Origin of the sequence: Nonomuraea sp. GTA35 (assembly GCF_041950525.1) — a bacterium.
Lineage (GTDB): Bacteria > Actinomycetota > Actinomycetes > Streptosporangiales > Streptosporangiaceae > Nonomuraea.
This window is the reverse complement of sequence record NZ_JBGNUV010000006.1, coordinates 309,824-324,273: the sequence shown is the minus strand read 5'-3', so window position 1 is coordinate 324,273 and position 14,450 is coordinate 309,824. Positions and strand designations below refer to the sequence as shown.

The 14,450-nt window shown below is 71.6% G+C and carries 13 protein-coding genes; 12 read left to right on the top strand and 1 reads right to left on the bottom strand.

Annotated features, from left to right (window positions below):
* Positions 1-6 precede the first annotated feature (6 nt).
* The 7 genes from recG to mutM all read left to right on the top strand — a co-directional run bounded on the left by recG (position 7) and on the right by mutM (position 6,235).
* Positions 7-2,184 carry an ATP-dependent DNA helicase RecG gene (gene recG, locus ACBJ32_RS28070; protein ID WP_375129230.1) on the top strand — a complete coding sequence of 726 codons (2,178 nt, stop codon included), beginning with the start codon at positions 7-9 and terminating at the stop codon, positions 2,182-2,184.
* Between the two features lie 327 nt (positions 2,185-2,511).
* Positions 2,512-3,078, top strand: coding sequence for a 16S rRNA (guanine(966)-N(2))-methyltransferase RsmD (gene rsmD, locus ACBJ32_RS28065; RefSeq protein ID WP_375129229.1), 567 nt, complete (start codon positions 2,512-2,514; stop codon positions 3,076-3,078).
* Positions 3,079-3,092: 14 nt separating this feature from the next.
* Positions 3,093-3,569, top strand: coding sequence for a pantetheine-phosphate adenylyltransferase (gene coaD / locus ACBJ32_RS28060; protein WP_225268989.1), 477 nt, complete (start codon positions 3,093-3,095; stop codon positions 3,567-3,569).
* 54 nt (positions 3,570-3,623) lie between these two features.
* Positions 3,624-4,193, top strand: a complete 570-nt coding sequence (locus ACBJ32_RS28055; RefSeq protein WP_375129228.1) for a DUF177 domain-containing protein — start codon at positions 3,624-3,626, stop codon at positions 4,191-4,193.
* A 1-nt stretch (position 4,194) separates the two neighbouring features.
* Complete coding sequence (gene rpmF / locus ACBJ32_RS28050) at positions 4,195-4,374, top strand: 50S ribosomal protein L32 (protein WP_033409409.1); 180 nt, start codon at positions 4,195-4,197, stop codon at positions 4,372-4,374.
* 215 nt (positions 4,375-4,589) lie between these two features.
* Complete coding sequence (gene rnc / locus ACBJ32_RS28045) at positions 4,590-5,309, top strand: ribonuclease III (protein WP_185111701.1); 720 nt, start codon at positions 4,590-4,592, stop codon at positions 5,307-5,309.
* Between the two features lie 80 nt (positions 5,310-5,389).
* Positions 5,390-6,235 (top strand): bifunctional DNA-formamidopyrimidine glycosylase/DNA-(apurinic or apyrimidinic site) lyase, encoded by an 846-nt coding sequence (gene mutM / locus ACBJ32_RS28040; RefSeq protein WP_357872364.1) that lies wholly within the window; start codon positions 5,390-5,392, stop codon positions 6,233-6,235.
* On the opposite strand, the gene ACBJ32_RS28035 is transcribed toward mutM, so the two are convergent.
* Positions 6,183-7,421, bottom strand: a complete 1,239-nt coding sequence (locus ACBJ32_RS28035; protein ID WP_375129227.1) for an MFS transporter — start codon at positions 7,419-7,421, stop codon at positions 6,183-6,185. The two genes, mutM and ACBJ32_RS28035, sit on opposite strands and share 53 nt — an antisense overlap.
* Before the next feature lie 94 nt (positions 7,422-7,515).
* Here ACBJ32_RS28035 and ACBJ32_RS28030 point away from each other — a divergent pair, with 94 nt between their 5' ends.
* From ACBJ32_RS28030 to ftsY, 5 genes are all read left to right on the top strand, one after another.
* Positions 7,516-8,412: a LysR family transcriptional regulator gene (locus tag ACBJ32_RS28030; protein WP_375129226.1), complete on the top strand. Its 897-nt coding sequence runs from the start codon at positions 7,516-7,518 to the stop codon at positions 8,410-8,412.
* Between the two features lie 10 nt (positions 8,413-8,422).
* A complete protein-coding gene (locus ACBJ32_RS28025) occupies positions 8,423-8,707 on the top strand; it encodes an acylphosphatase (protein ID WP_357872371.1) in 285 nt (94 codons plus the stop codon).
* Between the two features lie 190 nt (positions 8,708-8,897).
* Positions 8,898-9,092: a hypothetical protein gene (locus ACBJ32_RS28020; protein ID WP_043618321.1), complete on the top strand. Its 195-nt coding sequence runs from the start codon at positions 8,898-8,900 to the stop codon at positions 9,090-9,092.
* 186 nt (positions 9,093-9,278) lie between these two features.
* On the top strand, positions 9,279-12,983 hold the full coding sequence (smc, locus tag ACBJ32_RS28015) for a chromosome segregation protein SMC (RefSeq protein WP_375129225.1): 3,705 nt from the start codon (positions 9,279-9,281) through the stop codon (positions 12,981-12,983).
* Positions 12,984-13,059: 76 nt separating this feature from the next.
* Positions 13,060-14,238 (top strand): signal recognition particle-docking protein FtsY, encoded by a 1,179-nt coding sequence (gene ftsY / locus ACBJ32_RS28010; protein WP_357872377.1) that lies wholly within the window; start codon positions 13,060-13,062, stop codon positions 14,236-14,238.
* The last annotated feature ends 212 nt before the right edge of the window (positions 14,239-14,450 follow it).

Here is a 14,450-nt window from a genome sequence, read left to right as displayed (position 1 = left end):
AATGCCGTGAGCCGTTTCGACGAGCCTCTGACGAAGGCGCTCGACCCGAAGACCGCCAAGCTGCTGCACAGCGTGCTCGGCCTGGAGACGGTCGGCGACCTGCTGCGCCACTACCCGCGACGCTATGCCGAGCGCGGCGAGCTGACCTCGCTGGACGCGCTGGAGGTCGACGAGCACGTCACCGTGGTCGGCGAGGTGACCAGGCTCATGCGCAAACCCATGCGCAACCGCGGCGGCACCTGGCTGGAGGTCGAGGTCGTCGACGGCAACGGCAGCAAGATCTACCTGTCGTTCTTCGGCAAGGGCTCCCACGTGGCCGAGTCGCGGCTCAAGCCGGGCCGGCGCGGGATGTTCGCCGGCAAGGTGGGGCTGTTCGGAGCCCGCGCGAACCCGCGCTGGCAGCTCACGCACCCCGAGTTCGAGTTGTTCGAGGAGAGCGAGGCGAGCGCGGAGGAGTTCGCGTCGGCGCCGGTGCCGATCTACCCGGCGGGCAAGGACCTGACGCCGTGGGCGATCAGGCGCGCGATCGGCATGGTGCTCGACACGCTCGGCCCCCTCGACGACCCGCTGCCCGCGAGCCTGCGGGCCCGCCACAAGCTGCAGGACCTCGGGGAGGCGCTGGTGGCCATCCACCGGCCGAAGGACTTCGCGGAGGTGGGGCGGGCGCGCAACAGGCTGAAGTTCGACGAGGCGTTCGTGCTGCAGGCCGTGCTGCTCCAGCGGCGCCAGGCCGCCACCGCCTGGCCGGCCAAGCCCAGGCCGCGGCGCGCCGACGGGATGCTGGCCGACTTCGACGCGCGGCTGCCGTTCTCGCTGACCGAGGGGCAGGCCCAGGTCGGCGAGGAGATCGCCGACGACCTGGCGCGCGAGCACCCCATGCACCGGCTGCTGCAGGGCGAGGTCGGCGCGGGCAAGACGGTCGTGGCGCTGCGGGCGATGCTCCAGGTCGTGGACGCCGGAGGCCAGGCGGCCCTGCTGGCGCCCACGGAGGTGCTGGCCCAGCAGCACCACCGCTCGATCACGAGCATGCTGGGAGACCTGGCGCAGGGCGGCATGTTCGGCGGCACGGCGGTCACGCTGCTGACCGGCTCGATGGGCGCCGCCGCCCGCCGTTCGGCCCTGCTCGACGCGGCCTCGGGCACCGCGGGCATCGTCGTCGGCACGCACGCGCTGCTGCAGGAGCACGTGCAGTTCGCCGATCTGGGGCTGGTCGTGGTGGACGAGCAGCACCGGTTCGGGGTGGAGCAGCGTGACGCGCTGCGCGAGAAGGCGGGCGGCGGGCGGCCGCACGTCCTGGTCATGACCGCCACCCCGATCCCGCGCACGGTCGCCATGACCGTCTTCGGCGACCTGGAGGTCTCCACGCTCTCCCAGCTCCCGTCGGGCCGCGCCCCCATCACCACCCACGTCGTCCCGGCCGCCGAGAAGCCCCACTACCTGGAGCGCACCTGGCAGCGGGTCAGGGAGGAGGTGGCGCTGGGCCGGCAGGCGTACATCGTGTGCCCCCGCATCGGCGACCTGGAGGGCGACGAGGGCGACCTGGCGGGCGCGGCCTCCGACGACGAGCGCAGGCCCCCGCTGGCCGTCCTGGACGTGGCCGACCTGCTCACCCAGGGGCCCTTCCACGACCTGCGCGTCGGCACCCTGCACGGCAAGCTCCCGCCGGAGGAGAAGGACGCGATCATGCGCGCGTTCACCCGCGGCGAGCTCGACGTCCTGGTGGCCACGACCGTCATCGAGGTCGGCGTCGACGTGCCCAACTCCTCCGTCATGATCATCATGGACGCCGACCGCTTCGGCGTCTCCCAGCTCCACCAGCTCCGCGGCCGCGTCGGCCGGGGCGGCCTGCCGGGCCTTTGCCTTCTGGTCTCCGACTTCCCCGAGGGCACCCCCGCCCGCGCCCGCCTGGACGCGGTGGCGGCCACGCTGGACGGCTTCGAGCTGTCGCGGGTGGACCTGGAGCAGCGGCGGGAGGGCGACGTGCTGGGCGCCGCGCAGTCGGGCAAGCGGTCGTCGCTGAAGCTGCTGCAGCTGCTCCGCGACGAGGACGTGATCGCCGTGGCCCGCGACGAGGCCGCCGCGCTGCTGGACTCGGACCCGGAGCTGACGCGGCACGAGGGGCTGCGGGCGGAGATCGAGCGCCTGCTGGCCGACGAGCGGGCGGAGTACCTGGAGAAGGCCTGACCGCCGCTGGTGGTCCATCGCCGGCCGTACGCGTGATCGGCCACGTCGGCCGCGCGGTGAAAGATCACGATCTGGAAAAGATCCCAGCCGCGGGGACGGCCTCCCCCCGAATGCCGTCCCCGGCTGGGCCCACCCTCGGGTCAGGTGCCGAGGGAACCGGCGTGCGGAAGGGCTCACGATCACGCCGGTCGGCCTTCACGTGGGTCACCTTGAAGGCCGCAGTCATCATCTTGCGGGCCAGGCCCCCCGATGTGAATCACCCTTGCGCACTCGAGGCAGACACTTGTCCACTCTTGACCTGCGTGAACATGCGGAACAATGGGTCACATGACGCGGATCATCGCAGGCGTGGCAGGTGGGCGGCGGTTGGCCGTGCCGCCGGGGCGCGGCACGAGGCCGACCAGCGACAGGGCCAGGGAAGGGATCTTCTTGACGCTCGATTCACTGTACGGACTCCGCGACGCCCGCGTCCTCGACCTGTACGCCGGCTCGGGCGCGATCGGCCTGGAGGCCCTGTCGCGGGGCGCGGCCGAGGCGGTGCTGGTCGAGTCCGACCCGAAGGCGGTCCGCACGATCAAGGCGAACGTGGCCGCGCTCGGCCTGGAGGGCGCCCAGGTGGTGGCCGACAAGGTGGAGCGGCTGCTGGGCAAGCCTCCGGAGGCGCCGTTCGAGATCGTGTTCGCCGATCCGCCCTACGCCGTGCCGGACGACGAGGTCCAGACGGTGCTGGCGCTGCTGCGCGACAACGGCTGGCTGGCGGGCGAGGCCTTGGTGGCGTTCGAGAGGGAAAGCAGGGGAAAGTCCTTGATGTGGCCGGAAGGCTACGTTGAGGAGAGGGTCCGTCGTTATGGCGAAGCGTCCGTTTGGTACGGTCGCGCCGCCGGGAACCCGTAGACCTGGGAGGCGTCTTGCGCCGCGTAGTCTGCCCGGGGTCGTTCGACCCCATCACCAATGGCCACCTCGACATCATCGGCCGTTCCGCACGGCTGTACGACGAGGTGACCGTGGCAGTCCTCATCAACGTCGAGAAGAGCAGCCTGTTCACGGTTGACGAACGGATCGAGATCCTGCAGACCGTGACCAAGGAATTTCCGAACGTCAAGGTGCAGAAGTTCCACGGCCTCCTGGTCGATTTCTGCAGGCAGAACGACATCCCCGCCATCGTCAAGGGCATCAGGGTGGTCAGCGACTTCGACTACGAGCTGCAGATGGCGCAGCTCAACTACCGCCTGTCGGGGGTCGAGACGCTGTTCATGCCCACGAACCCCGAATACTCGTTCCTGTCCTCCTCCCGGGTGAAGGAGATCGCCCGGTATGGTGGGGACGTCTCGGGTCTGGTGCCCGATCTGGTGCACAAGCTGCTCATCGAGCGGCTCAGGGGCTGACCGCGAGCTGCTATCCTTTCATTTCGGCCTTGTACGACGGCGATTGTTTTCGCCATGCCTAGCGAGAGCAGGATGACTCAGCACCTCGACCCCCGCTCCCCGTGGGTGATCTCCACTCATGACCTGGGTAAGCGTCCGGGGACGATGCGGCAGATGACCCTGACCCTCCCGGCACCAGCGAATCTCGGCGTCGACATGATCGGTGTCCCCAAGGACGCCGAAGTCGAGCTGGATCTCCGGTTCGAAGCAGTGATGGAAGGCGTGCTCGTCTCAGGCACGGCGCAGGCCCCGCTCGCCGGGGAGTGCGCCCGCTGTCTCGACCCGGTCTCCTCGGAGATCGAGGTCGACCTGCAGGAGCTGTTCTTCTACTCCGACGAGGACGCCTCGGAGGAGGATTCGCTGCTCGACGGCGAGCTGCTCGACCTCGAGCCGACGTTCCGCGACGCGGTGGTGCTCGCACTGCCGTTGAGCCCCGTGTGCCGAGAGGATTGCGAGGGGCTCTGCACGGAGTGCGGGATCAAGCTGGCCGAGGCCGGCGACGATCACCGGCACGAGAAGATCGACGCCCGTTGGGCGTCGTTGCAAGGTCTGATTACCGACAAAGATAACGATCAGGAGAAGTGACGTGGCCGTCCCGAAGCGAAAGATGTCGCGGAGCAACACCCGCGCCCGTCGCTCCCAGTGGAAGACGACTGCTGTCGCCCTGGTGAGCTGCCCGCAGTGCCGTTCGCCCAAGCAGCCGCACATCGCGTGCCCCACCTGCGGCACCTACAACCGTCGTCAGGTCATCGAGCCGTCCGCCTGATCCTGTAGCAGTTGACGTGATGCCGACCGGGTGCCAAAGTGCCTCGGTCGGCGTTAACGTCTCAGATGCGTGCGGCGGCGGTTCGCCCGCGGCCGTGGTGGACGCCGGGGCTAACGCGTTACCCCGACGCCCACCACGTTTTCGGGCATCTTCCGCAGTCGGCGCGCCATGGAAGATGTCCGAGGAGGAAGCACGTGGGCGCAGGTCCTAAGCCGGTGGCCGTCGAGGTCGCCAGAGACGAGCTGGAGCGGGTCCTGTCGGTCGGCCTGGACCCCGACATCCTGGAGCGGGCGCTGACGCACCGCTCCTACGCGTACGAGAACGGCGGCCTGCCCACCAACGAGCGCCTGGAGTTCCTCGGCGACTCGGTGCTGGGCCTGGTGGTCACCGACACCCTCTACCGTAACCACCCCGACCTGCCGGAAGGCCAGCTCGCGAAGCTGCGTGCCGCGGTGGTCAACATGCGCGCGCTGGCCGACGTGGCCAGGGGCCTGGGGCTGGGCCGGTTCCTGCGGCTCGGCAGGGGCGAGGAGGGCACCGGCGGGCGCGACAAGTCCTCCATCCTGGCCGACACCCTCGAGGCGCTGATCGGCGCGATCTACGTCGACAAGGGCCTCGACGAGGCGTTCCGGGTGGTGCACCTGCTGTTCGACCCGCTGATCGTCCGCTCGGCCTCGCTCGGCGCCGGGCTCGACTGGAAGACCTCGCTGCAGGAGCTGACCGCCTCCGAGGCGCTCGGGGTGCCCGAGTACCACGTCGAGGAGAGCGGCCCCGACCACGCCAAGTCGTTCACGGCCATGGTCCGCGTGGGCGGCGAGTCGTACGGGTCGGGCACCGGGCGCAGCAAGAAGGAGGCCGAGCAGCAGGCGGCCGAGGCGGCGTGGACCCGCATCAGGGCCCGTCGCGACCAGCGTGAGAGCCAGCCCGCGGGCTGAGCCCCCGGGAAGGTACGCGGGGCCGCCGGGCGTTGGCCACAGGGTGACAGTCGTGTACCCCCGTTCGGAAGAGGTCGGAAGTGCCTGAGCTGCCGGAGGTCGAGGTCGTCAGGCGCGGCCTCGCGCAGTGGGTGACCGGGCGCGAGATCGCCTCGGCGGAGGTGCTGCACCCCCGCGCGATCAGGCGGCACGTGCCCGGCGCCGACGAGTTCGCCGCGCGGCTCAAGGGCCGCACGGTGCTGTCGGCGCAGCGCCGCGGCAAGTACCTGTGGCTGCCGCTGTCGGGCCCCGATGAGGCGCTCATGGCCCACCTGGGGATGAGCGGCCAGCTCCTGGTCGTGCCGCCGGACTCGCCGCTGGAGAAGCACCTGCGGGTCCGCCTGCGCTTCGCGGACGGCGGCCCCGACCTGCGTTTCGTGGACCAGCGCACGTTCGGCCACGTGATGCTCAGCCCCCTGGCCGGGGGCGTGCCCGAGCCGATCGCGCACATCGCCCCCGACCCGTTCGAGGCGGCGTTCGACGAGGCCGAGTTCACCCGCAGGCTCAGGGCCAGGCGCACCGAGGTCAAGCGGGCGCTGCTCGACCAGTCGCTGATCAGCGGCGTCGGCAACATCTACGCCGACGAGGCCCTGTGGATCGCCAGGCTGCACTGGGCCCGGCCGACGGAGACGCTGACCAGGCCCAAGGTGGCCGAGTTGCTGACGGCCGTGCGCACCGTGATGGGGGCCGCGCTCGAACAGGGCGGCACCTCGTTCGACAGCCTGTACGTCAACGTCAACGGCGAGAGCGGTTACTTCGAGCGCTCGCTGGAGGTGTACGGGCGGCGCGACCTGCCCTGCTCCCGCTGCGGCACCGCCATCAGGCGCGAGGCGTTCATGAACCGCTCGTCCTACTCCTGCCCCCGGTGCCAGCGCCGGCCGCGCTGACCCCGCCTCCAGTTCCGGTCCCGCCTCTGACGGCGGCCAGGGCCGCGCTGATCACGGCGAGCCCGGCTCCCGCCCACATCACGGCCGAGACCGACAGCCCGTCGGCGATCCGCCCGCCGGCGAGCGCGCCGAGCGCGATGGAGACGTTGAAGGCGCCGACGAACAGCGCCGTGGCCAGCTCGCCGCCGCCCGAGCGCATGATCCACAGTTGCAGGGTCACCCCGACGCCGCCGTAGCCGAGCCCCCAGACCACGAGCGCGGCCAATGCGGGCACGCCGGTCAGCGCCAGCGCCGCCATGGCCGCGGCCATGAGCGTGACCAGCGTGATCAGGGTCAGCCGGGGGTTCCTGGCCGCCCGGGCGCCCGCGGCGAAGTTCCCCGCCACGCCCGCGGCGCCGTACAGCAGGAGCGCGGTGCTCACGAGGGCGGGGCCGGCCTGCGCGACCTCCTCCAGGAACGGGCGGACGTAGGTGTAGGCCACGAAGTGGCCGGAGACGGTCAGGGCCGTCAGCACCAGGACGAGCTTGAGCGGCCCTGAGAGCCACGAGGAGCGCTTTTCCGGCATGGGTGACGATTCAGACCCCGGCTGCGGCTCAGGCCCCCTCAGCGGCTTCAGCGGCGGCAGCGACGTGGCCAGCAACGCGAGCAGGGCCAGCGCCAGCACCCCCGCGGCGGCGAACGCGCTGCGCCAGCCCGCGAACGACGAGACGAACGTCGCCGCCGGCACCCCCAGCACCGACGCCACGGACACCCCGCCCAGGATGATCGACGTGGCCCGCCCGACAGACCGTTCCGGCACCAGCCGCGTCCCGATGCCGGCCGCGAACGCCCAGAACCCGCCGATGCTCACCCCGGTCAGCACCCTGGCGGCCAGCATGACGGGATAGGCGGGCGCCGCCGCTGCCGCCAGGTTGGCCACCGCCAGCAGCGCCATCAGCCCCAGCAGGATGAGCCGCCGGTCGGCCCGGCGCGCGGCGATCGCCAGGACGGGCGCGGCGGCCGCGGCCACCAGCCCGGGGGCCGTCATCGTCAACCCGGCCGTGCCCGCCGAGACGCCCAGGTCGGCGGCCATCGAGGTGAGCAGGCCCACCGGCAGCATCTCGCTGGTCACCACGGTGAACGTGCCCACCGCCACCGAGGTCACGGCGAGCCAGCGCGCCTGTACGGAAACATCTGTCACAGTCATGCGGCCCAGCCTCTTGCGGGCCGCGGGCGGGAACAATGACGAAGCCCGAAGGCTTGGTTTAGGCAGGTTAAGCGATCGAGCCGGAGGGCGGGCCATGGAGTTCAGGGAGCTGGAATGCTTCATCGTGCTCAGCGAGGAGCTGCACTTCGCCCGTACGGCGGAGCGACTGTACCTGTCGCCCGGCCGGGTGAGCCAGCTCATGCGCTCCCTGGAGACCAGGATCGGCGGCCGGCTCTTCGACCGGACGAGCAGGCGCGTGCGGCTCACGCCGCTCGGCGAGCGCTTCCTGGCGGACCTGCGGCCCGCCTACGACGGCATGGCGCAGGCCGTGACCAGGGCCAAGGCGGCGGCGCGCGAGGTGACCGGGGTGATCAGGGTCGGGTTCCTGGCCACGCCGACGGACGTCGTGACGGGCAGCGTGCGCGCCTTCGAGCGCCGCAATCCCGGGTGCGCGGTCGAGCTGGTGGAGATCCCGCTCTCCGACCCCTTCAGCAAGCTGCGGGCGGGGCTGGTGGACATCGCGTTCACGCTGCTGCCGGTGGACGAGCCGGACCTGGCGACCGGTGAAGGGCTGAACCACGTCAGCCACCTGCTCGGCGTCTCCGTACGGCACCCGCTGGCGGGCCGGGCGGGCCTGGGGGTGGAGGAGCTGGCCTCCGTCCCGCTGATCGGTCTCGACGGGCCGGCGCCGCGCTGGTGGCACGAGCGGATATCGCCCTCCGTAACCCCTTCCGGACGTTCGATCTCCCTGGCCGGTAAGGTGGCCACCACGCAGGAGGGCTTGACTCAGGTGGCGCTCAACAGGGGCGGCATGCTGTTCTGCACGCCCACGGCGCTCCAGCTCGCCCGCCCCGACCTCAGCTTCGTGCCGGTCACCGGGCTGCCTCCGTCGGTCCTGGGCCTGGCCTGGGTGCGGAGCAGGGAGACGGCCGCCATCAGGGCGTTCAACGAGGCGGCGGTCCGCGAGTCGGCCATGGCACTGGTCGCGTGAAGGGGATGGCATGTCGCAGAGCGAGGACGTCCGGCTGACGGCCTGGGTCCGCGGCCGGGTCCAGGGGGTGGGCTTCCGCTGGTGGACCCGGGCGCGTGCGCTGGAGCTCGGCCTGGTGGGCTGGGCGCGCAACACCGATGACGGCCGGGTCGAGGTGGTCGCGGAGGGGACGCGCGAGGCGTGCGTCAAGCTCCTGGAGCTGCTCAGAGGTTGCGACACGCCGGGCAGGGTGGATGGAGTAGTGGAACGCTGGAGCGAACCCCGAGGTAGTTTGGGCGGATTCATGGAGAGGTAGCCCGTTTCGTCAAACCGCCTAAATAGGGTATAGTTGTATGTCGGGAGTGCCCATCAGTAGGGCTCAGCGGTTCGTTCGACTTGACCGCCCACACTGCCGGTGCGACTCTTGTTAGGTACCACGCGCACCCCTCCCGCGGAATAGAAGTGCGCGAACCAGTCTGGTCACTCAGCGTGGAGGACCCTTTACCATGGCGAAGGCTCTACTCGGCCACGTCGGCGGTCCTGACCCTCGGATGGTCTCGGAGATGCGCCGCCTGCAGCAGCGTATCCGGGATCTGGAGGCAGAACTCATCCGACTTCAGGCCACGAATGACGCTCTTGCAGCGCAAACCCGCGACGAGGCGCTAAGCCGCGTGCAGGAGCGCGAGCCGGCACTCACCTGAGAGTGATCGGAGCGCAAGACCCAGGGACGTCTCGAAGAGGCGTCCCTTGTTATTTGCGCAGAAACTCCTGGCACTGAAACTCCTGGCGGAGCGCGGACCCGACTGTAGATGCCCACCCCGGGCAGCGGGGACCAGTAGGCTCTTCCGAGGTCTGTTCAAGGTCCGTTCAGGAGAAGGGGGTCGCGCTTGTACCTGAAGACCCTCACCCTGCGCGGCTTCAAGTCCTTCGCCTCGGCCACCGCCCTCCGCTTCGAGCCCGGCATCACCTGCGTGGTCGGCCCCAACGGGTCCGGCAAGTCCAACGTCGTCGACGCCCTGGCCTGGGTCATGGGCGAGCACAGCGCCAAGTCGCTGCGCGGCGGCAAGATGGAGGACGTCATCTTCGCCGGCACCTCCTCCCGGCCGCCGCTGGGCCGCGCCGAGGTGACGCTGACCATCGACAACTCCGACGGCGCGCTGCCGATCGACTACACCGAGGTCACGATCAGCCGGCTGATGTTCAGGTCGGGGCAGAGCGAGTACGCGATCAACGGCGACACCTGCCGCCTCCTCGACATCCAGGAGCTGCTGTCCGACTCGGGCATCGGCCGCGAGATGCACGTGATCGTCGGGCAGGGCCAGCTCGACACCGTGCTGCACGCGGGCCCCGAGGACCGGCGGGCCTTCATCGAAGAGGCCGCGGGCGTGCTCAAGCACCGCAAGCGCAAGGAGAAGGCGCTGCGCAAGCTCGACGCGATGCAGGCCAACCTCACCCGCGTCCAGGACCTCGCCACCGAGCTGCGCCGCCAGCTCAAGCCGCTGGGCCGCCAGGCCGAGATCGCCCGCAAGGCCGCCGTCATCCAGGCCGACCTGCGCGACGCCCGGCTGCGGCTGCTGGCCGACGACGTGTGCATCCTGCGGGCCACGCTGGAGCGCGAGGCCGCCGACGAGGCCGCGATCACGGCCAGGCGGCAGCAGGTGGAGACCGAGCTGGCCCAGGCGCAGCAGCGCGAGAGCGCGCTGGAGGCCGCCGAGGCCGAGGCCCAGCCCCGGCTGGCCGCCGCCCAGGAGACCTACTTCAGGCTGTCCTCCCTGCGCGAGCGCATCACCGGCCTGGAGCAGCTCGCCGCCGAGCGCCACCGCCACGCCCTCGACGCCGCCGCCATCGAGCGCCGCGGCCGCGACCCGGAAGACCTCGAACGCGAGGCCGCCGAGGTGCGCGAGCGGGAGCTCATCCTCAGGGCCGAGCTGGAGCAGGCCCAGGAGCTGCTGGAGGACGCCGTCCAGCGGCGCGCCGAGGCCGAGGCCGGGCTGAGCGCCGAGGAGCAGCGGCTCGCGCTGGCCGCCAGGGCCGCCGCCGACCGCCGCGAGGGCCTGGCCAAGCTGCGCGGCCAGGTCGACTCCGTACGCAGCCGCGCCCGCGCCGCCGGGGAGGAGATCGGGCGCCTCCAGCAGGCCGTGGCCGACGCCGGCGAGCGCGAGCGGCAGGCCAGGGAGGATCTGGAGGCCCAGCGGCTGGAGGAGCCCGCCGTCGATCCGGGGCTGGCCGAGGAGCTGGCCGCCGCGCAGGCCGTGGTCGAGGAGGCCGGGGCGGTGGCCGACGAGGCGCGCGCCGCCCTCGAGGAGGCCAAGTCCGGCCTCGACGCGCCCCGCGCCGCCCTGCAGTCCGCCAAGTCCGGCGTGAGCACGGCTCGCGCCGCCGACCAGGAGGCCCAGCGCGCGGTCGCCGCCCTCGCCGCCCGCCGTGACGCCCTGGAGCTGGGCCTGGCCAAGGGCGACGGCGGCGCGGCGGTGCTGGACGCCGGCCTGGCGGGGGTGCTGGGGCCGCTGGCGGCCTCGATGCAGGTGACACCGGGCGCCGAGCAGGCGGTGGCGGCCGTCCTGGGCCCCGCCGCCGAGGCCGTCGCCGTCAAGACCCTGGACACCGCCGTCGAGGCACTGGAGCTGCTGCGCTCGCAAGGGGCGGGCCAGGCGACGCTCCTGGTGGCCGGCAACGGATTCGGCCACGGCGAGGAGGCGCCCGGCGGGGCCCGGCGCTCGCGTGCGGCGGCCCCAGGCGGCGGCCGGTGGGTGGCGGATCTGGTGACGGTGCCCGATCACCTCCTCCCCGCGCTGGAGCACGTGCTGGCCGATGTCGTGCTCGTGGACGACCTGGAGGCCGCCCGGGCGATCGCCGGCCGCCACCCTCACCTCAGAGCGGTCACCAGGGCAGGCGACCTCGTCAGCGCCCACCTGGCCGCCGGAGGCGCCGAGGGCGGCACGTCCGTCCTCCAGGTGCGGGCCGCGCTCGACGAGGCCGTCAGGGACCTGAAGGAGGCCGAGGCCAGGGCGGAGGCGAGCGCCACGGCCCTGGACGAGGCCGTCGAGGCGGAGCAGGCCGCGCAGGCGGCCCTGGAGGCCGCCCAGGCCCGCGTCGGCGAGGCGCAGACCGCCGTCACCACCGCCCAGGCCGGCGTGAGCGCCGCCCAGGGCGCCCTCGACCAGGTGCGCGCCCGCCAGCGGGAGGCCGACCAGCGCAACGCGGCGGCGGCCAAGCGGCTGGCCCAGATCGAGGCCGCCGCCAACGCGGCCCGCGACGAGGCCGAGCGCCTGGCCAGGAGCGTGGCCAAGGCGGAGGAGGCCCGCACGGAGCGCCAGGAGGAGCTGGCGGAGCTGGAGATCCGCCTGGCCGAGGCCGAGTACGCCCAGGAGCTGGAGTCCGAGCCCACCACCGGCCTGCGCGACGACCTGGCGAGCGCCGTGGAGACCGCCAGGCAGCGCGAGATGGACACCCGCCTGCAGGTGCGCACCGCCGAGGAGCGCGTCACGGGCATCGAGGGCCGCGCCGACGGCCTGCTGAGGGCGGCCAGGCGCGAGCGCGAGGAGCGCGCCCAGGCGGCCGCCCAGCGTGCCAGGCGCAGGCGCCAGGCGGCGCTGGCCGAGGCCGTCAGCAAGGGCGCCAAGCAGGTGCTCCAGGCCCTGGCGGCGTCCGTCCAGCTCGCCTCCAGGGAGCGTGACGAGGCCGATCTGACCAGGGTGGCCGTGGACGCCGAGCTCAAGCAGGTCCGCCTGCGCGTCCGCGAGCTGGGCCAGGAGCTGGACAAGCTGGTCAACCGGGTGCACGGCAACGAGGTGGCGCGCACCGAGCAGCGGCTGCGGCTGGAGCAGATGGAGCAGCGGGCGCTGGAGGAGTTCGGGGTCGAGGCCGAGGCGCTGATCGCCGAGTACGGCCCCGAGGCGCCGGTGCCGGGCGAGCCGCCCGTGCCGTACGTGCGCGAGGAGCAGGAGAGGCGCGCCAGGGCGGCCGAGCGGCAGATGAACCAGCTCGGCAAGGTCAACCCGCTCGCGCTGGAGGAGTTCGCGGCCCTGGAGGAGCGGCACTCCTTCCTCAACTCCCAGCTGGAGGACCTCAAGAAGACCAGGCGCGACCTGATGACCGTGGTCAAGGAGGTCGACGACCGGGTGGAGCAGATGTTCGCCTCGGCGTACGAGGACGTGGCCCGCGAGTTCGAGCAGATCTTCGGCCGGGTGTTCCCCGGCGGCGACGGGCGGCTGGTGCTGACCGACCCCGAGGACATGCTGACCACCGGCATCGAGGTCGAGGCCAGGCCGCCGGGCAAGAAGGTCAAGCGGCTGTCGCTGCTGTCGGGCGGCGAGCGGTCGCTGACGGCGGTGGCGTTCCTGATCTCGATCTTCAAGGCGCGGCCGTCGCCGTTCTACGTGATGGACGAGGTCGAGGCGGCCCTCGACGACACGAACACGCAGCGGCTGCTCATGCTGTTCGAGGAGCTGAGACAGAGCTCACAGCTCATCGTCATCACCCACAACAAGCGCACGATGGAGATCGCCGACGCGCTCTACGGGGTGTCGATGCGCGGCGACGGCGTGACCCAGGTCGTCAGCCAGCGGCTCAGGGAGCGCGAATCCGCCTGATCGGCCGGCGCGAGTCCGCCTGATCGGTGTGGCCTTGGGCGTGACCATGGTGGTCGATCTGGAAAACTGACATCTTGTGGATGGTTACCTCGGCGTCATCGTGATCGTGGCCGTCGTCGCCCTGCTGGCGGCCGGCGGTCTCTTCCTGCTGTTCAGGCCGGGTCGCAAGGCGGCCCCGCCGGTCAAGCCGCCAGAGGCCCCCGTGCTTCCCGAGGAGGAGAAGCGGCCCGCGGGAGCGGGTGAGGAGGCCGAGGGCGCGACCACCACGCTTCCGCCGCCGGTCAAGCCCGCCGAGCCGATGGTCGTCGCGCCCGAGATCGAGGTCCCGCCGCCGTCCGCGGGCCGGATGGTGCGGCTGCGCTCGCGCCTGGCCCGCTCGCAGAACGCGCTCGGGCGCGGGCTGCTGGAGCTGCTGTCCCGCGACCGGCTCGACGACGAGGTGTGGGACGAGATCGAGGAGAGCCTGATCACCGCCGACGTGGGGGTCGCGCCGACCCGCGCCATGGTGGAGGAGCTGCGCACCAAGGTGAAGGTGCTGGGCAGCCGCACCCATGAGGAGGTGCGCGGCCTGCTCAGGGAGCAGCTCCTGGCCCAGGTCAACCCCGACCTCGACCGTACGCTGCACGTCCAGAGGCACGGCGAGCGGCCCGCGGTCGTCCTCGTCGTGGGCGTGAACGGCACCGGCAAGACCACCACCACCGGCAAGCTGGCCCGCTCCCTGATCGGCGACGGCAAGAAGGTGGTGCTCGGCGCGGCCGACACCTTCCGCGCCGCCGCCGCCGACCAGCTCCAGACGTGGGGCGAGCGGGTGGGCGCCGACACGGTGCGCGGCCCCGAGGCCGGTGACCCGGCGTCCGTGGCGTTCGACGCGGTGGCCAAGGGCATCGAGGAGAAGGTCGACGTCGTGATCGTCGACACCGCCGGGCGGCTGCACACCAAGACCGGGCTCATGGACGAGCTGGGCAAGGTCAAGCGGGTCATCGAGAAGAAGGCCACGGTCGACGAGGTGCTGCTGGTCCTCGACGCGACCACCGGGCAGAACGGGTTGCGGCAGGCGCAGGTGTTCGCCGAGGTGGTGAACATCACGGGCATCGCGCTGACCAAGCTCGACGGCACCGCCAAGGGCGGCATCGTCATCTCGGTGCAGCGGGAGCTGGGTGTCCCGGTCAAGCTGGCGGGGCTGGGCGAGGGGCCCGACGATCTGGCGCCGTTCGATCCCGAGGTGTTCGTGGACGCGATCCTCGGCGGGGAGTGAGCTTTCGGGCTCGTCCAAAATGTCGTTGAAATGGGCCTTTACCAGATGAAACCTTGATCGACGACTTTTCGATGTGTTGACATGTACCGGTCATTGATCGTTCGGTCCCGTTGGAACGTGAAAGGCCATTCATGAAGAAGATCGTTGTTCACAAGCCCGGCACCGTGAAGCCGACTGCCGGGGCTGCGCCCAGGCACAGCGCCTGATCCGCC